This is a genomic window from Bradyrhizobium sp. USDA 3311 (genome assembly GCF_054062495.1).
Window position 1 is genome coordinate 3,604,489 of record NZ_JBSSFI010000001.1, and the last position, 22,186, is coordinate 3,626,674.

Genomic DNA, 22,186 nt, shown 5'->3' on the forward strand with positions numbered 1-22,186 from the left:
CGGACGATCGCCGGCCAGCGGCATCATCTCGATTCAGCTCAGGCAGGACATGGGGGAGCGGCGTCAGGGACATGCCTGAAGACCGCATGCTCGCAGGCTGGTGATTTGCGTTTCCCCGGCGACTCTTGGCGAATGCATCGCCCCCCGGGGGTACCATTGCAGGCAGCAGGAAGGGATAGACTGATGAGTTTCGAAACGATCATGACATCCGACGTCGTCGGGCTGACGAAAGTTGCCCCGGTCTCGCGTCGCGGATTCATGAGCGCGACCGCGGCCGTCGCCGCCGGCTACACGCTTGCGGCAGGTCCCGTCCGTGCCGAGGTGATCGCGACGGATACCAAGGGCCTCCAGGCCGGCGACGCCAGGATCAAGGTCGGCACCGAGGAGATGCCTGCCTATTTCGCCCGCCCCGCCGGCAACACCAAGGCGCCGGTGATCATCGTGGCGATGGAGATTTTCGGCCTGCACGAATACATCAAGGACGTGACGCGGCGCCTGGCCAAGCTCGGCGCATTCGCAATCGCGCCCGACTATTACTTCCGCAAGGGCGTCGACCTGACCAAGGTGACCGACATCAAGGACCTGTTGGCGGTCGTGAATGCCAAGCCGGACACCGAGCTGCTGTCCGATCTCGACGCGACGGTGGCGTGGGCGGGATCGCAGGGCGGCGATACCGCCAAGCTCGGTATCATCGGCTTCTGCCGCGGCGGGCGCACCGTCTGGGAATATGCCGCTCACGGCGGTACTCTCAAGGCGGGTGTCGCCTTCTATGGGACGGTGGTCGACCCCGCCAATCCACTGTGGCCAAAGAGCCCGCTCCAGCTCGCACCCGAGATGAAGACGCCGGTGCTTGGCCTCTATGGCGGCGCCGATACCGGCATTCCCGTTGCGCAGGTCGAGCAGCTCAAGGCGGCGCTCGAGCAGAACAAGAAGACGGCCGAATTCAAGATCTACCCCGAAGCGCCGCACGGCTTCCATGCCGACTACCGCGGCAGCTACCGCAAGGACGCCGCGGAAGATGCCTGGAAGCAGGCCGAGGCCTGGTTCAAGAAATATGGCGTCCTGAGCTGACGCCGGAGCATGATCCGGAAAAGTGTGCAGCGGTTTTCCGACAAGATCATGCTCAAGCAATTCAAGAGGCGGCCCGCACGGCCGCCCTTTCTGTTTCAGCGTGCCGATCTCACTTCACCATCGCGCCATAGACGATGTCCTGGACCTGCTCGCGGTAGTATTTCCTGAGCTCACCGGGCGCCGCGGTTCCGACCACGACGACGAGACGCTCCCTGGGATCGCAGAAGAACTGCGTTCCGAACGCGCCGTTCCAGGTGAACCCGCCGGGGTTGCCGGGGACCGACGACACCCCTTCGCCGGTGCGGACCGCAACCGCGAGGCCAAAGCCGAAACCGGCGCGATGCGGCTCGATGACCGCCACGTTGTTCTTGATCTCGGGGCCGAGATGGTTGGTCGTCATGTGATGCACGGTCTTCGGGCCGAGGATGCGCTGGCCGTCGAGCTCGCCGCCGTTGAGCAGCATCTGCCCGAGGCGGATGTAGTCGCCGACCGTCGCGAACGAACAGGCGCCGCCGCAGTCGAACCTGGTCGGCGTGTCCAGCAGCTTGATGGCTTGCGGCTTCCCCGTCAGCGGATCGTTGGCGAACGGGCGGGCGAGGCGAGGGCGCTGCGCGTCGGTCGGGTGGAAGGTCGCGTCCTTCATGCCGAGCGGCTGCCACACATTGGCGGCGAGATAGTCGCCGAGCCGCTGTTCGCTCACCTTCTCGACGACGGCGCCGAGCACATCGATCGAAAAGCCGTATTCGAACTCGGTCGAGGGCTGATGCGCCAGCGGCAGCTTTGTGATGCGGTCGATGAAGGCCTGCGTGTCGCCTTCGATCGCCGGCGCGACGCCATCAGGGTATTGCCGCGCCACCGGGCTCGAACTGTCCGGGCGACCGCCATACATCAATCCGGACGTATGCCGGTAGAGATCGTGGATGAAGATCGGCGAGGCCTGCGGCTCGAGCTTGAGCGAGCCGTCGGCCTGCTGAACGCCGACCTTCATGTCGGCAAAGCCGGGATAGTAGTCGGACAGCCTGGCCTGGAGCGGCAACTGGCCCTTCTCCATCAGCGTCAGGCCTGCGACTGCGGCCATCGGCTTGGTCATCGAGGCCAGCGCGAAGATCGCGTCGACCGGCATCGGCGTGCCCTTGTCCGGATCGAGCAGGCCATAGGCCTTGTAGTGTACGAGCTTGCCGTCACGCGCCACTGCGACGACGGCGCCGGGCACGCGCTTTGCGGCGATTTCGCGGGCGAAGAAACTGTCGAGCCGTGCAAGACCCTGCTTCGAGAAACCGGCGTCGTCAGGATTGGCTTCGGGCAGCGGTGCGGCGCGCGCTGCACCGAATGCGATGACGGCAGCCGCCGCCGCGATCATGGCGATCGTCTTCTTCATTGTATCCTCCCAAGGCGAGCTCGTTTCGTTGTGGCTCGCGCGGCACCTAGATCACGATCGCACTGGGGCGAAGTCAAGCGCAGGCAGGGCATGTCTGGGAGGCGTCGGAGGTGGACCCTATCGTCCTTCGCCCGCGCGCCACAGCGCATCCAGGGCGTGGCGGTAGGTCGGATAGGCCAGCGTGACGCCGAGCTCGCGCTTCAATTTCGCGTTGGAGACGCGAGCGCTGCTGGCATAGAAGCTACGCGCCATCGCCGACATCTCGGCGGTCTCGAACGCCTCTTCGGGCGGCGGCGCGACGCCCATGAGCTGGGCGGCATAGGCGATCACGTCCTGCGGCGGCGCTGGCTCGTCGTCGCAGACGTTCCAGGTGCCGCTGCCCTGGTGACGAATCGCGGCAATGATCGCGCTTGCGATGTCGTCGGCGTGGATGCGGTTGAAGACCTGTCCGGGCTTGATGATGCGCCGGGCCGTTCCGGCGCGCAGCGTCACCAGCGCATTGCGGCCGGGACCGTAGATGCCTGCAAGCCGCAGGATCGCGACATCGCCGCGCCCGATATCCGTCCAGGCCTGCTCCGCTGCGAGCCGCATGCGTGTGCGATCGAGGGCGGCCTGCGGCGGCGTGCTTTCGTCCACCCAAGCGCCTGCGTGATCGCCATAGACGCCGATCGTGGACAGGTAGATGATCTTGCGCTGACGGCCCCCGGCCAGCACGTCCGCGCAGGCCGCGATTGCGGGATCGCCGGCGCTGCCGGGCGGGATCGAGATGAGAAGGACATCGGCGTCGCTGATACGTTCGGCCGTCTCGCGAGCCGGGCGGCTGCCGGAAAACGGGTGCACCTCGATGCCTGCAAGGTCATCCCGTTTCGCGGGATCGCGCACCGTGCCGGCGATGTGCGAGAACGTTCCGCCGAATCTGCGGACGAAATGCCTGGCGCTGTAGCCGAAGCCTAGAATGAAGAGCCGCATGCCTCTCCCGTGCAGGTCGGAGTTCCCGTCGCGCCAGCTGCGCGCTTCCGCTCATAAGGGATTTTTGGGTCCGGCAAAAGATATTGCAATTTTACGCGCCCGCCAGTGCGGGCGATGATCGCTCGTCACGGAGACGTCATGAGGAAGCGTCGATCATGCAGGCAGAAGCGACCGCCATAGCGCCATTGGACGCCGCGGAGCTGATCCGGCGCGCGGCCGCGCTGATCTTCGATGTCGACGGCACCCTGGCCGAGACGGAGGAACTGCATCGGCAGGCCTTCAACCATGCCTTTGTCCGCCACGGTCTCGACTGGCATTGGGACCGCGCCGTCTACAAGGACCTGCTGCGGGTGACAGGCGGCAAGGAGCGCATTCGCGCTCACCACGCTCGGCTGCGGATTGCCCGGCCATTGTCAGACGAAGACATCGCCGAGCTCCACCGCGTCAAGACCGCGCATTACGCCGCGCTGATCGAGACCGGCTGTTGCCCGCTGCGGCCGGGCGTGACGGACCTTCTGACCGCGGCGAAGGCCCGCGGCCAGCGGCTTGCGATCGCGACCACCACCTCGCACGGCAACATCGATGCGCTGCTGTCGCGGGCGCTGGGGATGCGCTGGGCCGCGGACTTCGATGCGATCGTTGCCGGCGACGACGTGCGGCACAAGAAGCCTGCGCCGGATGTCTATCTCGAAGTCCTGGCGCGGCTGAAGATGGAGCCTTTCGACTGCGTCGCAATCGAGGATTCCGCCAACGGCCTGATTGCGGCGTCGCGGGCGAACATCCCGGTTCTGATCACCCGCAGCATGTTCTTCCGGGACGATGATTTCGGCGCGGCACGGTTCGTGCTGGACGATCTGTCGGGGCTTCGATGAGGTCGCCAACTAAAAAACTGAAAAACAACCCCATGCACAGTAGAACGGGCCGGCGGGCCTGCCGCCTTCAGTGGACGCGGTGACTCGCTCTATCGTCTTCAGCCTGCTCGACAATCTGCGCAATCGGGCTCGACTGATGGTGAACCAGGCGCCAGTCGTCGCCGACGCGGCGAAAATGGTTGGCCGCGGCCAAGGCGGTGCCGTCGACGATCTCGATGCAGAGCACGCGCGCGCAGTCGCCGTCGACGATGGCCTGCGGCTCGGCGCAGACGATCTGCGGTCGCTCCGGATTTTGCAGGATGTCGCGCCAGCTCCCGATCACGGTGGCCCGCCCGATGATCGCAGGCCAGCCGGGATGGATGCAGGAGATGGCGTCGTCATCCGCCCACATCTGTTCCATTCCGGCGAAGTCGCCCGTTGAAAAGGCGGCGTAGAAGGCCGCGTTCGCGGCGATGACCTTGCTGTCCTTTGCCATGGCTCTCGGGTGAGGCAATGACAGGCAAAAATCAAGCGCGACTTCCGTCGACTTTGCGTTCGATTTGGACCGCAGTGCAGCATTACTGCCCAGTTTGTGGTCACGCAGAAACGTGCGTCTCCACCGCCCGCCGCGCGCCGTCCGCATAGAGACGGCCGAGCGCCGCGGTCACGGCCTCGCGCAGGCGCGGCTCGGCACCCAGCGGCCCGAACACTTGTCCGACCCCGAGCAGTGCGGGCGCGAGCCGTTCGGCGACAGGGCCCGCCTCGCGCGCCAAGCCTGCGAACTCGCCGGCGAGGGGATCGCGCACGTCGATGGCGCGGCCGTGCTCGTCGCGCGCGGTGACGTAGCGCATCCAGCCGGCCACCGCGAGCGCATGCGTCGCGATCGGCAGGTTCTTGGCGAGGCGATCCCGCATCGCGCCGAGCAGGCGTTGCGGCAGCTTTTGCGAGCCGTCCATCGCGATCTGCCAGGTGCGGTGATGCAGCGCCGGATTGGCGAAGCGCTTGAGCAGCGAGGCGCGATAGGCAGCAAGGTCGGTGCTCGCCGGCATCGTCAGCGTCACCGCGGCCTCTTCCATCACCTGCGCGGCGAGACGCGCGAAGTGCGGATCCTGCATGGTGTCGGCGATGGTCTCGTAGCCGGCGAGATAGCCGAGATAGGCGAGCGCGGAATGGCTGGCGTTGAGCAGCCGAAGCTTCATCAGCTCGAACGGCTTGACGTCGGTGACGAGCTCGACGCCCGCGGCGGCAAGATCGGGCCGGCCCGCCGCGAAGCGGTCCTCGACCACCCATTGCGTGAAGGGCTCGGTCATCACCGGCCAGGCGTCGCGGAAGCCCAGCGCGGATGACACCGCATCGCGGTCGGCATCCGTCGTCTCCGGCACGATGCGGTCGACCATGGTCGAGGGAAAGGCTGCGGTATCCGCGATCCACTTGCCGAGATCCTTCGAGCGCAGCGCCGCGAACTGCGTCACGATCCGTTGCACGGTGTGGCCGTTGGCGGCGAGGTTGTCGCAGCACAGCACGGTGAAGGGCGCAAGCCCCTGCGCCCGGCGGCGTGCCAGCGCAGCCACGATGAAGCCGGGGGCCGAGCGCGGCGCGTCAAAATTGTTGAGATCGTGCACGACATCAGGGTGCCGCTCGTCGAGATCGCCGGTCTGCGGCGTATGGCAATAGCCTTTCTCGGTGACGGTGAGCGAGACGATGCGAATGGCGGGATCGGCCATCCGCTCGATCAGCCGCGCCGGGTTCTCGCGTGCGACGACGCTGTCGAGCAGCGCGCCGATGACGCGGTGCTCGGTGCCTTCGGTGGCACGAACGGCAACGGTGTAGAGATGATCCTGCGGGGCGAGGGCATCGCGCGTATCCGGGCTGCGCAGGCTCGCGCCGACGATGCCCCAGGATGCGCTGCCTGTGGCAAGGCAATCGTCGATGACGACGGCCTGATGCGCGCGATGAAAGGCCCCGAGGCCCAGATGCACGATGCCGGGCGTGACGCGCGATCGGTCATAGGCCGGGCGGCGGATGGCCGGCGGCAGCCGGTCGAGATTGGCGCGGCCAAGACGCGTTGAATTATGGCGCATGGTCGTCTCTCCCTGTCTTTGGCCGCTGCTTGACATGGCGCCCGTCCTCGGTCAATGCTCCGGTCAATTGGTAAGGCCAATTATCCAAAATTGGCGGGCGGCGGGTTTGGACGACCCCGCGCGACCCTTTCGGGGAGGACCAGCGTGCCGCTGGAAGCTGTGGAGGCGAGACGGCTCTATCGCCAGGTCGCCGATCAATTGCGAAGCCTGATCGACAGCGGCGAGTACGCGGTCGGCAGCCGCTTGCCGACCGAGCGCGAGCTCGCCGAGCAGCTCAAGGTGTCGCGGCCGACGGTACGCGAAGCCCTGATCGCGCTCGAGGTCGAAGGCCGCCTGCGCATTCGCGTCGGGTCCGGCATCTATGTGATCGAGCCGGCGGCCGTTGCGGCGCCTGCAACCGCTTCCGTCATCGAGGGTCCGTTCGAGCTGTTGCGCGCCCGCGAATTCCTGGAAAGCGCCATCGCCGAGCAGGCCGCGCGCGTCGCGACCAAGGACGACGTCGCGCGCATCGACGCGTCGCTTCTCGCGATGGAGAATGTCGAGCACCCCGGCGAAGCCTCGATGGTCCACGACCGCGCGTTCCATGTCGCGATCGCCGGAAGTCTCGGCAATGCCGTTCTGGTGCGCGTGGTCGGCGAGCTGTTCGACCAGCGCCTCAATCCCTATTTCGCGCAGCTTGCGCATTATTTCGAGAACCCGGGCACCTGGCGCACCGCGCTCGACGAGCATCGCGCCGTGCGCGACGCGATCGCCGCGCACGATCCGGACGCCGCGCGCGAGGCGATGCGCAATCACCTGGCGCGCTCGCAGGAGCGCTTTGCGCAGAATTTCGGCGCCGAGACAGCGGCAGGATCGTCCCCGGCACGATCTCCGGCAACGCCGGCAAAACCAGAGCGGGCGCCGAAGAAGCAGGCCGAAAGACAGGCCAAGAAGCAAGCCAAGAGCGGCAGCGCGCGGCGGCGATGAGATTGGGCGGCCCGCATTCCTTGCAGGCGGGCGAACAAGAAGCAGACTTGAACGATGGAGGAAAAGTCAGTGTTGAAGAAGATGACGATGATGCTCGCGGTCTCGGCCGCGGCGATGTTTGCAACGACCCAGGCCGGCATGGCGCAGACCAAGCTGAAATGGGCCCATGTCTACGAGACCTCTGAGCCGTTCCATACCGCTTCGGTCTGGGCCGCGCAGGAGATCGGCAAGCGCACCAACGGGCGCTATGCGGTCGATGTCTATCCGGCGTCCCAGCTCGGCAAGGAAGCCGACATCAACCAGGGCCTTTCGCTCGGCTCGGTCGACATCATCATCTCCGGCTCGAGCTTCGCGGCCAAGAGCTTCCCGCCGATCGGCGTGACCTACTATCCCTACACCTTCCGCGACGCCGATCATCTCCTGGCCTACACCAAGAGCGACATCTTCAAGGAACTCGCCAAGGGCTATGAGGACAAGAGCGGCCACCACATCGTCGCCGTGACCTATTACGGCGTGCGCCAGACCTCGTCGAACAAGCCGATCAAGAGCTGCGCCGACCTCAAGGGCCTGAAGATGCGCGTGCCCGACGTTCCGGCCTATCTCGCAATGCCGCGCGCCTGCGGCGCCAACACCGCGCCGATCGCGTTCGCCGAAGTCTATCTCGCGCTCCAGAACGGCACCGTCGAGGCACAGGAGAATCCGCTGACCACGATCGAGGCCAAGAAGTTCTACGAGGTGCAGAAGCACATCGTGCTGACCGGTCACATCGTCGACCACCTCAACACGGTGGTGGCGGGCGCGCTCTGGAAGAAGCTCTCGGACGAGGACAAGAAGATCTTCACCGACGTCGCGCAGGAGGCCGCCGCCAAGGCGACCGCGGAGATCAAGCAGAACGAAGCCAAGCTGGTCGCCTTCTTCAAGGAGAAGGGCCTGACCGTGACCGAGGTCGACAAGAACGAGTTCCGCGACACCGTGCTGAAGAACGTCGCGTTCGAGACGTTTGGCTATCGCAAGGCGGATTGGGAACGGATTCAGGAAGTTAAATAGCAGTGACTGTCATTCCGGGGCTCGCGAAGCGAGAACCCGGAATCTCGAGGTTCCGGGTTCGACGCTGACGCGTCGCCCCGGAACGACGATTTGGAGAGAGGTAACCCCATGTCGACCGCCGAAATACACCGGCAGATCACCGCGGACGAGATCGCCCACACCTTCGAGGAGGAGGCGACGCCGAAGGTCGATCTCGGCATCTACGCTTTCGAGGACTGGGTGGCGCTGGCGATCTTCTGGGTGATGGCGCTCGCCGTCTTCCTCCAGTTCTTCACCCGCTACGTCCTCAACGACAGCTATGCCTGGACCGAGGAGATCGCGACCTACTGCCTGATCGGCGTGGTCTTCATCGGCGCCTCGATGTGCGTGCGGCTGTCGCGGCACATCCAGGTCGATCTGATCTACCGTTATCTGCCGCATCTCGTCGCGCGCACGCTGTCGACGGTCATCGACCTGATCCGGATCGCCTTCTTCGGCTACGCCATCAAGCTGGTCTGGGTCTACATCCAGATCATCGGCGACGAGTCGATGACCACGATCAATCTTCCCAAGGACTACGTCTATTACGCCGTGCTGGCCGGCTTCGTGCTGATGTTCGCGCGCTCGGTGCAGGTGGCGCTGCAACATCTGCGACAGGGCTACTCGATCCTCGAACGTCCCGGCGCCTACGACGGTTTTGAAGGGTAAGGTCATGCTGCTGTTGCTTGGTGGTTTTCTCCTCCTGATGCTGCTCGGCGTTCCCGTGGCGATCGCCATGGCCGCGTCGTCGCTGCTCTACATCCTGGTCAGCGGCGTGACGCCCGACGTCACGCTGGCGCAGCGCATGATCGCCGGCGTCGAGAGCTTCCCGCTGCTCGCCGTGCCGTTCTTCATCCTGGCCGGCAACCTCATGAACATCGCCGGCGTCACCGGCCGCATCTACAAGTTCGCGGTCGCGCTGGTCGGCTGGATGCGCGGCGGCCTCGGCCACGTCAACATCATCGGCTCGGTGATCTTCTCCGGCATGTCGGGCACCGCCATCGCGGACGCTGCCGGCCTCGGCACCATCGAGATCAAGGCGATGAAGGACCACGGCTATTCGACCGAGTTCTCGGTCGGCGTCACTGCGGCGTCCGCGACGCTCGGCCCGATCATCCCGCCGTCGCTGCCCTTCGTGATCTACGGCATGATGGCGAACGTCTCGATCGGCGCGCTGTTCCTGGGCGGCGTCATTCCCGGCATCGTCATGACGCTTCTGATGATGGCCACCGTCACCTACTTCGCGCACAAGAACAAATGGGGCAGCGACACGCCGTTCTCCTGGCCGCAGCTCGGCTCGGCCGGCCTCGAGATCGCCATCGTGCTCGCTTTCCCGCTCGCGATCTGGCTGATGGTGGTTGCCGGCATGTCGACCAACATGGCGGTCGTCATCGGGCTCGGCGTGCTGCTCGCGATCGACTGGTACTTCGACTTCTCCGCGGTGATGGCGCTGATGGCGCCGGTGATCCTGATCGGCGGCATGACGCTGGGCTGGTTCACGCCGACCGAGGCCGCGGTCGCCGCCGTGATCTGGTCGCTGTTCCTCGGGCTCGTGCGCTACCGCACCATGACGCTGAAGACGGTGGCGAAGGCGACTTTCGACACCATCGAGACCACGGCCTCGGTGCTGTTCATCGTGACAGCTGCGTCGATCTTCGCCTGGCTGCTGACGGTGTCGCAGGCCGCCCAGATGCTCTCGGACTGGATGCTCAGCATCACCCACAACAAATGGGTGTTCCTTGCGTTGGCCAACGTCCTGATCCTGTTCGTCGGCTGCTTCATCGACACCACGGCGGCGATCACCATTCTGGTGCCGATCCTGTTGCCGATCGTGCTCAAGCTCGGCATCGATCCGATCCATTTCGGCCTGATCATGACGCTGAACCTGATGATCGGCCTGCTGCATCCGCCGCTCGGCATGGTGCTGTTCGTGCTCGCCCGCGTGGCAAAGCTCTCGGTCGAACGCACGACGGTGGCGATCCTGCCCTGGCTGGTGCCGCTGATGCTCGCGCTGATCGCGATCACCTACATCCCCGAACTGACCCTCTGGCTGCCTAAATACATGGGACTCTCCAAATGACCTCCACTGCTCTCGCCGCAACCCTGTTCGGCCCCGAAGATCTGCGCATGATCGAGCATCCGCTCGACAAGCTCGCATCAGGCATGGTGCGCATCCGCTTCGGCGCCGGCGGCATCTGCGGCTCGGACATGCATTATTTCCGTCATGCGCGGACCGGTGATTTCGTGGTGAAGTCGCCTTTGGTGCTGGGACATGAGATCTCCGGCGAGGTCGTGGAGATATCGGGTTCCGCAGCCAATCTGAAGGTCGGCGACCGCGTCGCCGTCAATCCGTCGCGCTGGTGCGGCCATTGCGTCGCCTGCCGCGAGGGCCGGCCGAACCTCTGCGAAAACATCTATTTCATGGGCTCGGCCTCGAAGACCCCGCACATGCAGGGCGGCTTTGCCAATTACTTCGACGCGATCCCCGCGCAATGCGTCAAGATTCCCGATCACGTCTCCTATCAGGCGGCAGCGCTCGCCGAGCCGCTCGCAGTCTGCCTGCACGCGGTCGCGCGCGCCGGCAATATCGAGGGCAAGCGCGGCATCATCTTCGGCGCCGGTCCGATCGGGCTTCTGACCATGCTCGCCGCGCACCGTGCCGGCATGGCCGACATCACGGTGGCCGACATCGCACCGGCACCGCTCGCCTTTGCGAGCCGGCTTGGCGCCTCTCATGTCGAGAACGTATCGGGTGGGGAAGAGGGCCTGAAGGCGCAGGCCGCTGCACGTCCCTACGACGTCGCGTTCGAAGTCTCGGGCACGGCCGCGGGCCTTGCCAGTGCGATCGGCATCGTCCGGCGTGGCGGCGTCGTGGTGCAGATCGGCAATCTGCCCGGTGGCCAGATCCCGACGCCGTCGAACGCCGTGATGGCGAAGGAGATCGACCTGCGCGGCTCGTTCCGCTTCGGCTTCGAGTTCATGACGGCGGTGGAACTGATTTCCGCTGGCAGCGTCGACGTGCTGTCGCTGGTCACGGCCGAGCGGCCGCTCTCGACCGCACCCGATGCGCTGCGGCTGGCGCTCGACCGCTCGCAGAGCGTCAAGGTCGTGCTGACTGCGAACTGATCCGGGAGAATCTCGATGATGTTGCAAGGATGGCGCTGGTACGGACCGGACGATCCGGTCTCGCTCGATGACGTCAGGCAGGCCGGGGCGACGGATATCGTCTCGGCGCTGCATCAGGTGCCGATCGGGGAGGCCTGGACGCGCAAGGCGGTCGAGGAGCGCAAGAACTTCATCGAGCGCGGCCAGCCCGGCCGCTCGCAACTGACGTGGTCGGTGGTGGAGTCGATTCCGATCCCTGACGACGTCAAGCGGCTCGGCGGTAAGGCGACGAAGTCGATTGAGGCGTGGATCGCGAGCCTTGAGGCCGTGGCCGCTTCCGGCATCAAGATCATCTGCTACAATTTCATGCCCGTGGTGGACTGGTGCCGTACCGATCTGGAATGGGAGCTGCCGAACGGCGCTCGTGCCATGCGGTTCGACCAGGATCGCTTTGCCGCGTTCGAGCTGCACATCCTTAAGCGTCCGGCCGCCGCGCAGGAGTATTCACCGGAGCAGCAAGCGCGCGCGAAAACGCTGTTCGACCAGATGAGCCAGGCCGACATCGACTATCTCGTCATGGTCATCGCCAGCGCGCTGCCCGGCTCGACAACCGAGCCGATGACGATCCCGCAATTCCGCGACCGGCTCGAAACGTACCGCGATATCACGCCAAGAATCCTGCGACAGCATCTCGCCGAGTTTTTGGAGCGCGTCACCCCCGTTGCGGAACAGCTCGGCGTCTCGCTGACCCTGCATCCCGACGATCCGCCGCGTCCGCTGTTTGGACTGCCGCGCATTGCCTCCTCGGCCGACGACTATCAGGCGCTGTTCGACGCCGTGCCGTCGAAGGCCAACGGCATCTGCCTGTGCACGGGCTCGCTCGGCGTGCGGCCCGAGAACAACCTGCCTGAAATGGCCGAGCGCTTCGGCCCGCGCATTGCGTTTGCGCATCTGCGGGCGACCAAGCGCGAGGCCGACGGCCTGTCGTTCTGCGAATCCGATCATCTCGACGGCGACGTCGACATGGTCGCGGTGCTGAAGGCGCTGCTGAAGGAGAACGCCCGCCGTTCGCCCGACAAGAGAATCGTGTTCCGCCCCGATCACGGCCACCGCATGCTGGACGATCTCGCCGCCACCAAGCGCACCAATCCCGGCTACACCGCGATCGGCCGCCTGCGCGGCCTCGCCGAGCTCCGCGGCGCCATCAGGGCGATCGAGCATCGGTGACGGCGTGGTGCGCTTCGCCTCTCCCCGATTGCGGGGAGAGGGGGCAACTAATAGCACGCGGCCATCGCGCCGAGTTTCGGATAGAGCTTGTCGATCGCGGCGATCTCGCTTTTCATCTGCGCGATGATCCAGTCGCGGATCTCGGTGGCGATGGGGCGCATCGGCCGGTTGCGCGGCGGCAGGAATTCGCAGATGCGGCGCGTGGTGGTGAGCGTGTCGGACGCCGGCACCAGCGCGCCGGTCAGGAGCCAGTGCGAAGCGACCGTCAGCCAGCCGAGCGCAATGCCTTGGCCGAGCAGGGCAGCCTGCATCACGACGGCATAGTCGGTGAAGCTCAGCGCCTTGGCCGCACCGCGGCGCCCGGTGAGAAGCGAGGCGTAATCCGCGGCCCAGTCGCCCGGCGTCTCGGCGAGGCGGATGATGGTGTTGCCCTCGGCAGGGTCGGTCTCGCCGAGATAGCCGGGGCTGCACATCGGCAGCATCACTTCCTTCATCACCAGCGTGCCGCCGGACGACGGCTCGTCGCGGTCGCGAAAGCGCATGCCGAGATCGACATTCTCCACCGGCCCGCGCAGCGCGCCGGAGATCAGCTGGAAGCGCAAATCGACCTCAGGAAACTGCCGCTGCAGCTTGTCGATGCGCGGCATCAGCCAATGCGTGGTGAAGGCGGAGGAGACCGACAGCGTCACCGTCTCGGTGCCCTTGCGCCGCCGTTCGATTTCCACGAGTCCGCTCTCGATGCTGCGAAAGCCTTCGAGCACACGGCGATAGAGCAACTCGCCTTCCTCGGTGAGCACCGCGCGGCCGGCCTTGCGGTCGAACAGGCGGACGCCGAGATGCTGCTCGAACTGGCCGAGCATCCGGCTCACCGCGGGCTGCGTGACGTTCAATTCGGCGGCCGCCGCGGTGAAACTGCCATTGCGCGCTGCTGCGTCGAAGACGAACAGGGCGTTACTGGACGGCAGCATCCGGCGGAGCTCGGGCATAAGGTCATGTTATGAGCCGGGTGAGAATTTGGCAATTGCCGAGTTTTGCCAAGTCTGGTGTCATTCGCATGGCAGCCTAAAGACAGGGGCTTCGAGCAAAGGATTGGTTGCAGTGCACGCTGCAACCGGGAGTGCTCCAAATCCCTGTCTATAAAGCAGGCTTATGGCGCGCAGTGAGGCACGCCGGCTCGGGACATGGCGAGGTCGATCGTTGGACAAACGAGCGGAAAGCGTCGAGATCAGGTCCGCAAGCAAGGCTTATGGCGCGGTTCGCGCCCTCGACGACGTGTCCCTCAATGTCGGCGCCGGTGAGTTCGTCTCCCTGCTCGGCCCCTCCGGTTCCGGCAAGACCACGCTGCTCGGCATCCTGGGCGGCTTCATCCTGCCATCCAGCGGCACCATCCTGTTCGGCGGCCGCGACGTCACTTACATGCCGCCGCACAAGCGCGACATCGGCGTCGTGTTCCAGAACTACGCGCTGTTCCCGCATATGAGCGTCGGCGAGAACGTCGCCTTCCCCTTGCGCGCGCGCCGCCTGCCGAGAGCGAGCTGGCCGGCGAAGGTCCGCGCCGCGCTCGCGATGGTCGGCCTTGCCGGTTACGAGGAACGCGGCATCGCGCAGCTCTCCGGCGGCCAGCGCCAGCGCGTGGCGCTGGCACGCGCCATGATCTTCGAGCCGCGTCTGATCCTGATGGACGAGCCGCTATCCGCGCTCGACAAGCAGCTGCGCGAATCCATGCAGATCGAGCTGCGCGCGCTGCACCGGCGCATCGGCGCCACCATCATCTACGTCACCCATGACCAGCGCGAGGCGCTGACCATGAGCGACCGCGTCGCCGTGATGAAGGACGGCCGGCTGATCCAGATCGACGAGCCGGCACGTCTGCACGACCATCCCGCCGATTCCTTCGTCGCAAGCTTCATCGGCGAGGCGACGATGTTGCCCGTCCGCCGCGTCGATGCCTCCAGCGTGGCGCTCGGCAGCGCCTTGTTGCGCAGTGCCCGCGCCATTCCCGACGGCGACGCCCTGATGCTGGCCGTGCACAGCGAGAAGCTGCTGATCGACGACGGCGCGCAGGATGCCGCCTGCAACCGGCTCAGCGGCACCGTCACCGACATCGTCTACCAGGGCGAGAGCCTGCGCATCTTCCTGGCGCTCGAAGGCGGCGTCGCGCTCAGCCTGCGCCAGCCGAGCTACCACCAGGCCTACAGCCGCATCCCGCCGCTCGGCGGCAGCCTCACCGTCACCCTCCACCCCGAGGACACCATCGTCGTGCCCAGGGTGGGGGACTGAATCCAGCCTAGTCCAACCCGAGAGAAGAGACCAACATGTCGTTCCAAGCCGCGTTCAGCAGTTTCAAGGTCCTCACCTTCGACGTCGTCGGCACCTTGATCGATTTCGAGGCCGGCGTGCTCTCCGCCGTGCGCAAGATCTCGGGCAAGTCGCCGGCCGAGCTCAGCGACGAGCAGATCTTCGAGCCCTACAAGCGCGGCCGCGACAAACACTACGAGCGCTCCAGCGAGGCGATGTTCCACGTCTATCGCCATCTCGCCAAGGAGCTCGGATTGCCTTCCGACGATGCGTCCTGCGACGTCTTCCAGCTGTCGGTGCTGCGCTGGGGGCCGTTCGCGGACTCGGTCGAGGCCCTGAAGCGCCTGCGCACGAAATTCCGCCTTGTGGCGATGACCAATGCAGATCGCGTCGCGCTGTCCTGTTACGCACACGCGCTCGGCAATCCCTTCGACGACACCGTCTGCGCCGACGACACCGGCGTCGCCAAGCCGAACCCGGAGTTCTTCGCCTACAACAAGGGTCGCCAATCGGCCTTCGGCTACAAGCAGTCCGACATCCTCCACGTCGCGCAGAGCCAGTACCACGACATCGGGATCGCTCGGAAGCTCGGCTACAAGGTGTGCTGGATCGAGCGCCGCCAGGGCATCGCGGGCTTCGGCGGCACGCCGGCGGTGGAGACGCTGACCAAGCCGGACTTCCATTTCCCGACGTTGAAGGCACTTGCCGACGCGGCGATCGGGCCGGCGGCCTAAATCGGTGAGCGCGGGCATGACACGGGACTGGAGCGCGCTGCCATCGGCCAACTCGCTGTGGGAAGCCACGGCGGAACCGGCGCGCGCGTTTCCGGTGCTGTCGGGCGAGAGCCAGGCGGACGTGGTGATCATCGGTGCGGGCTATACCGGCCTCTCCGCCGCGCACCACATCGCCAAGAGCGGCCTGTCGCCGATCGTGCTCGAGGCTAACCGCCCCGGCTGGGGCGCGAGCGGGCGCAATGGCGGGGTGATCACCGCAAAGTTCCGTCTCTCGTTTCGCGAGATTGACGCCGTGCACGGCCGCGCCATGGCGCGGCGCATGTACGAGATCGCGCATGAATCCACCGACATCGTCGAGGAGCTGGTGTCCGAGTTCGGCATCAGCAGCGCCGCGTTGACGCGCGCCGGCCAGGTCAAGGCGGCGCATAACGAGACGACCTTGAGGGCTGCGATCGACGAAGCCAACTGGATGACGCGCGAGATGGGCGATGTGGAGGTCCGCATCCTCGACAAGCGCGGCGTGCGCGAGGAGACCGGCTCCGACATCTTCGTCGGCGGCGTGCTCAATCCCGGCTCCGGCGGCATTCATCCGCTGAACTATCTGCGCGGTCTCGCCGACGGCGTGGCACGCCGCGGTGTCCCGATCTTCCAGGAATCGCCGGTGCTCAGGCTGAGGCGAGAGCAGGGCGGCATCGTCGCGGAGACGCCGCAGGGCGCGGTGCGGGCGAAGCAGGCCATCATCGCCACCAACAGCTACTCGGACCTCACCGGCGCCACCGCGCAGATGCAGCGCACGCTGATCCCGTTCCGCAGCGCCATCATTGCGACCGACAAGCTGCCGCGCAATCTCGCCGGAAAACTGATGCCGACGGGGCGCACCTACACCGAGACCAAGCGCATGATGCGCTGGTTCCGCATGGTCGACAACCGCGTCATTTTTGGCGGCCGCGGCGCCTTCGGCAAGCAGGACTCCGAAACCGCGTTCGACGCCTTGCGCAAGGCGATGGTCGGCATCTTTCCCGATCTCACTGAGGTGCCGCTCGCCTACAAATGGTCGGGCCTCGTCGCCATGACGCTGGACTCGGTGCCGCATATCGGCCGGCTCGACGACCGCACGCTGTTCTCGATGGGCTACAACGGCGCCGGCGTTGCGATGTCGAGCCTGATGGGGCGCTATCTCGCCGCCTTCGTGCGCGGTGAGACGCCGGATGTCGGCCTGCTCGACGCGCGGCGCATGAAGGCGATTCCATTCTATCCGCTGCGCGAGCCGGCCGTGCGCATGGTCGCCGGCTGGTACCAGTTTCTCGATGCGATCGGTCAGTGAAATCACTTTGGCGATGGAGGAGGCGAGGATGACGACGAAACAGAATTCCGCATTGGGCTACGCCCTGTTGGGCGCGATCGCGTTTGGCGGCACGGCGGCAAGCGCGGCCGAGCAGATCACCTTCGTCTCGCAGGGCGGCGCCTATCAGCAGGCGCAGACGGTGGCGATCCTCGATCCCTCCGCCAAGAAGCTCGGCATCACCATCAACCAGGATTCCATTCCCGACGCCTGGCCCGCGATCAAGACCCAGGTCGGCAGCGGCAAGCCGATCTGGGATGTCGTGGACACGCCCACCGGCTATTGCCTGCGCGGCGGCGAGCAGGGGCTGATCGAGAAGCTCGACTTCTCGAAGATCCCGAACGCCGCGGCGATGCCGGAGGTCTATCGCAGCCCTTATTCGGTGTCCTACGAGTTCTATTCCAGCGTGCTGGCCTACAGCCAGAAGACCTTCCCGAAGGACGCGCCGAACAGCTGGGTCGATTTCTGGGACGTCAAGAAATTCCCCGGCCGCCGCGCGCTCCGCAACCATCCGATCGCCACGCTCGAAGCGGCGCTGATGGCCGACGGTGTCGCGCCCGACAAGCTCTACCCGCTCGACGTCGATCGCGCCTTCAAGAAGCTGGAGGAGATCAAGCCGCACATCACGGTGTGGTGGACGTCAGGCGCGCAGTCGGCGCAGCTCCTCAACGACGGCGAGGTCGACATGGAGATGGCCTGGAACGGCCGCGTCAGCGCGGTGGCCAAGGAGGGCGCCAAGGTGTCCTTCACCTACAACCAGGGCATCCTTCAGAGCACCTCGCTCTGCATCCTCAAGGGCGCGCCGAATCTCGAGACCGCGGTGAAATTCCTCAACGAGGCCGTCGATCCCGTGCACCAGGCCAATCTGCCGCTGCATATCGACTACGGTCCGGGCAATCCCAAGGCGTTCGAGACCAATGTGATCAAGCCCGAGCGCGCGGCGCAATTGCCGAGCGAGCCGGCCAACGCGGCCAAGCAGGCGCTGATGTCCTACGCCTGGTGGTCCTCGCCGGCCGGCGAGGCGGCGGAGAAGCGCTGGGCCTCGTTCATGCAGAAGTAGACGAAGAGCCAGGCGAAGCGAGGCAGCGTTGACGATATCAGTGCCAGATCCCTCCCAAAAGCATCGGCGCCGCGAGCACGGCCTGATGCTGGCATTGGTGTCGCCGGCGCTGCTGGTGATCCTGGCTCTGATCGTGCTGCCGGTCGGCTGGCTCGTCTTGCAGTCGGTCTACCATGACGGCTTCACGCTGGAGAACTATCGCCGTGTCTTCACCGAAGACATCTACTGGCGCAGCTTCGCGCTGACCTTCGAGATCAGCCTCGCGGTCACGGGAATCGCGCTGCTGCTCGGCTATCCCGTGGCCTATCTTGCCAACTCTGTCCCGAAAGGGTGGAGCATCCTCATCCTCTCGCTGGTCGTGCTGCCGTTCTGGACCAGCGTGCTGGTGCGTGCCTATGCGTGGCTCGCGCTGCTCCAGCGCACCGGCGTGATCAACCAGTTCCTGCGCTATCTCGATGTGATCTCCGAGCCGCTCGCGCTGGTCCACAACACCTTCGGCACGGTGGTTGCGACCGTGCACATCCTGCTGCCGTTCATGGTGCTGCCGCTCTATGCCACCATGCAGAAGATCCCCGGCGACCTGATGCAGGCCGGCGCCAGCCTGGGGGCGAGCCCGTCGCTCACTTTCGTCCGTGTCTTCCTGCCGCTGTCGCTGCCGGGCGTGCTCGCCGGCTGCACCATGGTGTTCGTGCTCTGCCTCGGCTTCTACATTACGCCGGAGTTGCTCGGCGGCGGCCGCACCGTGATGGTGTCGATGCTGGTGAGCCGCAATGTCGAGCTCTACAACCAGTTCGGGGCTGCGAGCGCCGTCGCGGTGGTGCTGCTCGTCAGCGTGCTCCTGATCTTCCTCATCGTCAGCCGCTTCATTTCGCTCGATCGCATATTGGGGCAGAAATGACGCGATTGTCCCCCGCACGGATGGCCCTCTACGTGATCAGCGCGCTGGTGCTGGTCTATCTGATCCTGCCGGTGCTGATCATCGCGCCGATCTCCTTCTCCAGCGCGCGCTTCTTGACCTTTCCACCGCCGTCCTTCTCGCTGCGCTGGTACCAGCAGTATTTTTCAAACCCGGCCTGGATGCAGGCGACGCGGGTGACGCTGACGGTCGCGCTGCTGACCGTTCTGATCGCGACGCCGCTCGGGGTTGCCGCCGCCTACGCCATCAGCCAGTCCAAGCTGCGCATTATGCGCCTCATCCACATGATGCTGCTGCTGCCGCTGGTGGTGCCGATCATCATCACCGCGGTCGGCATCTTCTTCGTCTATGCCAAGGTCGGCCTGGTCGCGACCCTGCCGGGCCTCGTGCTCGCCAATGTGATGCTGGGCCTGCCATACGTCATCATTTCGGTGCTCGCGGGCTTGCAGAGCTTCGATCCGGCGCAGGAGATGGTGGCGCGCAGCCTCGGCATGAACCGCCTGCGCAGCTTCTTCGCGGTGACGCTGCCGCAGATCAAGTCCAGCGTGGTGGCCGGCGGCATCTTCGCCTTCATCTCGGCGATGGACGAGACCATCGTTGCGCTGTTCATTTCCGGCGGGCAGTACCAGCCGCTGACCAAGCGCATGTTCACCGCGCTCCGCGACGAGATCGACCCGACCATCGCCGCGATCTCGACGCTGATGACGGCGGCCTCGTTCATGCTGGTGCTGCTGGCGAGCACGCGGGGGAAGCGGAGCGGGTGATTCTTGTTCGTCGTCCTGGCGAAAGCCAGGACCCATTATCCCAGGGAGATGTTGCCGCACGAGCTGGTAACCCCGAGTTTTCGCCAAACTGCGTTCGGTGGTTATGGGTCCTGGCCTTCGCCAGGACGACACGGAATATTTGGCGCTATTCTCGCCGCTTTACCCCTTCGCCCCCAGCCACGCCAAAATCATCTCCACGATCTGCGTCCGACTCCTCGCCAGCATCCTGGGTTCGCTCAGGTCGCGGTCGAACAGGGCGCCGAAGGTGTGGCGGTTGGCGACGCGGAAGAAGCAGTAGGAACTGATGGCCAGGTGCAGGTCGATGGCGTCGACGTCGTCGCGGAAGACGCCCTCAGTGCGGCCGCGCTCGAGGATGCCGTCGAGCGTCGCGATCACGCTGGCGTTGAGCTGGCGCAGTTGCAGGTTCTGCTTCAGGTGCTTGCCGTGATGGATGTTCTCGATTGAGACGAGGCGGATGAAGTTCGGGTTGCGCTCGTCGTGGTCGAAGGTCGCCTCGATCAGCCGGCGCAATCCCTCGCGCGCATCGCAGCTTTCGATGTCGAGCTGATCCTCCAGCGCGCGGATGCTGCGATAGGCCTCCTCCAGCACCGCGAGGTAGAGCTGCTCCTTGCCGCCGAAATAATAGTAGATCATCCGCTTCGACGTGCGCGTGCGGGCCGCGATCGCATCGACGCGGGCGCCGGAATAGCCCTCCGAGGCGAATTCGGCCATCGCCACTTCGAGGATGTCGCGCTTGGTGCGCTCGGGGTCGTTGGTGCGCTTCGATGGGGGCGGCATGCGCTCGAGCATCACTGTTTCTCCCGCCAGTTTCCACGGATCACCTTGAAGGTGAAGGCAAATTTCACCCGTCCGTGCCTTGATCCAACGCGTATTGCATAAACGTACTAGTTCGTACATTATCCCTCCAAACCACGGTTGCGGCAACCAGAACCACAAAACGCGCGCGCGGCGGACCGCCTGACGCGAGCCGCACCGGACACATGGGGAGGACTTGCAATGACGTTGACGTCAACCGCATCGCTGCACGCGTCATCCGCAGCGGAGGCAACACCGGGCAAGCTGCCGAAGCGCGCCGCGCTGGTCAGCTTCGTCGGCAGCATGCTCGAATACTACGACTTCTTCATCTACGGCACCGCGGCCGCGCTGATCTTTCCAAAAGTGTTCTTCGCCAATGTCGATCCCTCGACCGGGACACTGCTCGCGCTCCTCAGCTTCGGCATCGGCTACATCGCGCGGCCGGTCGGCGCCGTCATCCTTGGCCATTTCGGCGACCGCATTGGTCGCAAGACGGTGCTGCTGTTCACACTGGTACTGATGGGTGGCTCGACGCTTGCGATCGGCCTGTTGCCGGATGCCAACGCGATCGGCAATGCCGCGCCCGTCATCCTGACGCTGCTTCGCCTGTTACAGGGCCTCTCGGCCGCCGGCGAGCAGAGCGGGGCGAACTCGCTGACGCTGGAGCATTCGGCCAACTCCAACCGCGCCTTCTTCACGAGCTGGACCCTGAGCGGCACCCAGGCCGGTGCGATCCTGGCGACGCTGGTATTCATTCCGGTATCGAGCCTGCCGGAGGACCAGCTTCTGAACTGGGGCTGGCGCGTTCCGTTCCTGCTTTCCGCTCTGGTGCTGCTGGTCGCCTACCTGGTGCGGCGGACCATGCCGGAAACGCCCGTGTTCGAAGACATCAAGGACAAGGCGCAGGTTGCGCGCTTCCCCGTCGTCGCCCTACTGCGCGACTACTGGCCCGACGTGCTGCGCGTCATCGTCTGCGCGCTGATCGCGACCGTGAGCACGATGACCGCCGTGTTCGCGCTCGGCTATGCCACCAGCAAGTTCGGCGTGGCGCGCCCGACCATGCTGTGGGCCGGCGTGCTCGGCAACGTCACGGCGCTGCTCACCCAGCCGCTCTGGGCCCTGCTCGCCGACAAGATCGGCCGCAAGCCGGTGTTCATCGGCGGCGTGCTCGGCTGCGCGGTGCTGCTGTTCCCGTACTTCATGCTGGTGACGTCAGGCAACACGATCGCGATCTTCGCCGCCGCGATGATCCTGTCCGGCATCGTCTACGCCGCGCCGAACGCGATCTGGCCGTCGTTCTACGCCGAGATGTTCGAGGCGCGCGTGCGCTATTCCGGCACCGCGATCGGCACGCAGCTCGGCTTTCTCGTCGCCGGCTTCACGCCGCTGGTGAGCGCGAGCCTGGTCGGGGAGGGGCCGAACGGCTGGGTCCCCGTCGCGATCTTCGTCGCCTGCTGCTGCGTGATCTCGGCAGCCGCTGCGGCGACGGCGCGCGAAACCCACACCGTCGACATCGCCGATCTCGGCAAGCGGCGCGCTTGAG

General features: G+C 65.5%; 21 protein-coding genes. 15 read left to right on the forward strand and 6 right to left on the reverse strand.

Annotation, left to right across the window (positions count from 1 at the left end; translation table 11 throughout):
- The first annotated feature begins 183 nt into the window (after positions 1 to 183).
- Positions 184 to 1,071, forward strand: a complete 888-nt coding sequence (locus ACVWW6_RS17135) for a dienelactone hydrolase family protein (RefSeq protein ID WP_060908742.1) — start codon at positions 184 to 186, stop codon at positions 1,069 to 1,071.
- Between the two features lie 109 nt (positions 1,072 to 1,180).
- Here ACVWW6_RS17135 and ACVWW6_RS17140 read toward each other — a convergent pair whose 3' ends face one another.
- Both ACVWW6_RS17140 and ACVWW6_RS17145 read right to left on the reverse strand, forming a co-directional pair.
- On the reverse strand, positions 1,181 to 2,449 hold the full coding sequence (locus ACVWW6_RS17140) for a serine hydrolase domain-containing protein (RefSeq protein ID WP_456681099.1): 1,269 nt from the start codon (positions 2,447 to 2,449) through the stop codon (positions 1,181 to 1,183).
- A 117-nt stretch (positions 2,450 to 2,566) separates the two neighbouring features.
- Entirely contained in the window at positions 2,567 to 3,418 is an 852-nt protein-coding gene (locus ACVWW6_RS17145) for an NAD-dependent epimerase/dehydratase family protein (protein ID WP_456681100.1), read from the reverse strand.
- A 155-nt stretch (positions 3,419 to 3,573) separates the two neighbouring features.
- Here ACVWW6_RS17145 and ACVWW6_RS17150 point away from each other — a divergent pair, with 155 nt between their 5' ends.
- The gene (locus ACVWW6_RS17150) at positions 3,574 to 4,290 is read left to right on the forward strand and encodes an HAD family hydrolase (protein ID WP_456681101.1); all 717 of its coding nucleotides are present in this window, start codon (positions 3,574 to 3,576) and stop codon (positions 4,288 to 4,290) included.
- Between the two features lie 67 nt (positions 4,291 to 4,357).
- On the opposite strand, the gene ACVWW6_RS17155 is transcribed toward ACVWW6_RS17150, so the two are convergent.
- On the reverse strand, positions 4,358 to 4,765 hold the full coding sequence (locus ACVWW6_RS17155; protein ID WP_271551461.1) for a nuclear transport factor 2 family protein: 408 nt from the start codon (positions 4,763 to 4,765) through the stop codon (positions 4,358 to 4,360).
- 100 nt (positions 4,766 to 4,865) lie between these two features.
- Entirely contained in the window at positions 4,866 to 6,350 is a 1,485-nt protein-coding gene (locus ACVWW6_RS17160) for a mannitol dehydrogenase family protein (protein WP_456681102.1), read from the reverse strand.
- 144 nt (positions 6,351 to 6,494) lie between these two features.
- Between ACVWW6_RS17160 and ACVWW6_RS17165 the strand changes: the two genes are divergently transcribed.
- The 6 genes from ACVWW6_RS17165 to uxuA all read left to right on the forward strand — a co-directional run bounded on the left by ACVWW6_RS17165 (position 6,495) and on the right by uxuA (position 12,713).
- Entirely contained in the window at positions 6,495 to 7,316 is an 822-nt protein-coding gene (locus tag ACVWW6_RS17165; RefSeq protein WP_456681103.1) for a FadR/GntR family transcriptional regulator, read from the forward strand.
- 87 nt (positions 7,317 to 7,403) lie between these two features.
- Positions 7,404 to 8,363: a sialic acid TRAP transporter substrate-binding protein SiaP gene (locus tag ACVWW6_RS17170; protein ID WP_456683163.1), complete on the forward strand. Its 960-nt coding sequence runs from the start codon at positions 7,404 to 7,406 to the stop codon at positions 8,361 to 8,363.
- A 108-nt stretch (positions 8,364 to 8,471) separates the two neighbouring features.
- Complete coding sequence (locus tag ACVWW6_RS17175) at positions 8,472 to 9,050, forward strand: TRAP transporter small permease (protein ID WP_011089572.1); 579 nt, start codon at positions 8,472 to 8,474, stop codon at positions 9,048 to 9,050.
- A 4-nt stretch (positions 9,051 to 9,054) separates the two neighbouring features.
- A complete protein-coding gene (locus ACVWW6_RS17180) occupies positions 9,055 to 10,461 on the forward strand; it encodes a TRAP transporter large permease (protein ID WP_011089571.1) in 1,407 nt (468 codons plus the stop codon).
- Positions 10,458 to 11,507: an L-idonate 5-dehydrogenase gene (locus tag ACVWW6_RS17185; protein WP_011089570.1), complete on the forward strand. Its 1,050-nt coding sequence runs from the start codon at positions 10,458 to 10,460 to the stop codon at positions 11,505 to 11,507. Before ACVWW6_RS17180 ends, ACVWW6_RS17185 begins: the two co-directional genes overlap by 4 nt.
- A gap of 15 nt (positions 11,508 to 11,522) precedes the next feature.
- Positions 11,523 to 12,713, forward strand: a complete 1,191-nt coding sequence (gene uxuA, locus ACVWW6_RS17190) for a mannonate dehydratase (RefSeq protein ID WP_456681104.1) — start codon at positions 11,523 to 11,525, stop codon at positions 12,711 to 12,713.
- A gap of 47 nt (positions 12,714 to 12,760) precedes the next feature.
- On the opposite strand, the gene ACVWW6_RS17195 is transcribed toward uxuA, so the two are convergent.
- Positions 12,761 to 13,699, reverse strand: coding sequence for a LysR family transcriptional regulator (locus ACVWW6_RS17195; RefSeq protein WP_110117222.1), 939 nt, complete (start codon positions 13,697 to 13,699; stop codon positions 12,761 to 12,763).
- Positions 13,700 to 13,910: 211 nt separating this feature from the next.
- Here ACVWW6_RS17195 and ACVWW6_RS17200 point away from each other — a divergent pair, with 211 nt between their 5' ends.
- The 6 genes from ACVWW6_RS17200 (at position 13,911) to ACVWW6_RS17225 (ending at position 19,827) form a co-directional block, all read left to right on the forward strand.
- A complete protein-coding gene (locus ACVWW6_RS17200) occupies positions 13,911 to 14,993 on the forward strand; it encodes an ABC transporter ATP-binding protein (RefSeq protein WP_456681105.1) in 1,083 nt (360 codons plus the stop codon).
- 35 nt (positions 14,994 to 15,028) lie between these two features.
- Positions 15,029 to 15,745: an HAD family hydrolase gene (locus tag ACVWW6_RS17205; protein WP_375762412.1), complete on the forward strand. Its 717-nt coding sequence runs from the start codon at positions 15,029 to 15,031 to the stop codon at positions 15,743 to 15,745.
- A gap of 16 nt (positions 15,746 to 15,761) precedes the next feature.
- Complete coding sequence (locus ACVWW6_RS17210; RefSeq protein ID WP_456681106.1) at positions 15,762 to 17,069, forward strand: NAD(P)/FAD-dependent oxidoreductase; 1,308 nt, start codon at positions 15,762 to 15,764, stop codon at positions 17,067 to 17,069.
- 28 nt (positions 17,070 to 17,097) lie between these two features.
- Complete coding sequence (locus tag ACVWW6_RS17215; protein WP_456681107.1) at positions 17,098 to 18,147, forward strand: ABC transporter substrate-binding protein; 1,050 nt, start codon at positions 17,098 to 17,100, stop codon at positions 18,145 to 18,147.
- 85 nt (positions 18,148 to 18,232) lie between these two features.
- Complete coding sequence (locus ACVWW6_RS17220) at positions 18,233 to 19,045, forward strand: ABC transporter permease (protein WP_271551626.1); 813 nt, start codon at positions 18,233 to 18,235, stop codon at positions 19,043 to 19,045.
- Positions 19,042 to 19,827, forward strand: coding sequence for an ABC transporter permease (locus ACVWW6_RS17225; RefSeq protein WP_028174498.1), 786 nt, complete (start codon positions 19,042 to 19,044; stop codon positions 19,825 to 19,827). The genes ACVWW6_RS17220 and ACVWW6_RS17225 overlap by 4 nt, the downstream gene beginning before the upstream one ends.
- A 159-nt stretch (positions 19,828 to 19,986) precedes the next feature.
- Here ACVWW6_RS17225 and ACVWW6_RS17230 read toward each other — a convergent pair whose 3' ends face one another.
- The gene (locus ACVWW6_RS17230; protein WP_028174499.1) at positions 19,987 to 20,637 is read right to left on the reverse strand and encodes a TetR/AcrR family transcriptional regulator; all 651 of its coding nucleotides are present in this window, start codon (positions 20,635 to 20,637) and stop codon (positions 19,987 to 19,989) included.
- 207 nt (positions 20,638 to 20,844) lie between these two features.
- On the opposite strand from ACVWW6_RS17230, the gene ACVWW6_RS17235 reads away from it, so the two are divergent.
- On the forward strand, positions 20,845 to 22,185 hold the full coding sequence (locus ACVWW6_RS17235; RefSeq protein ID WP_060908735.1) for an MFS transporter: 1,341 nt from the start codon (positions 20,845 to 20,847) through the stop codon (positions 22,183 to 22,185).
- Position 22,186 lies beyond the last annotated feature (1 nt).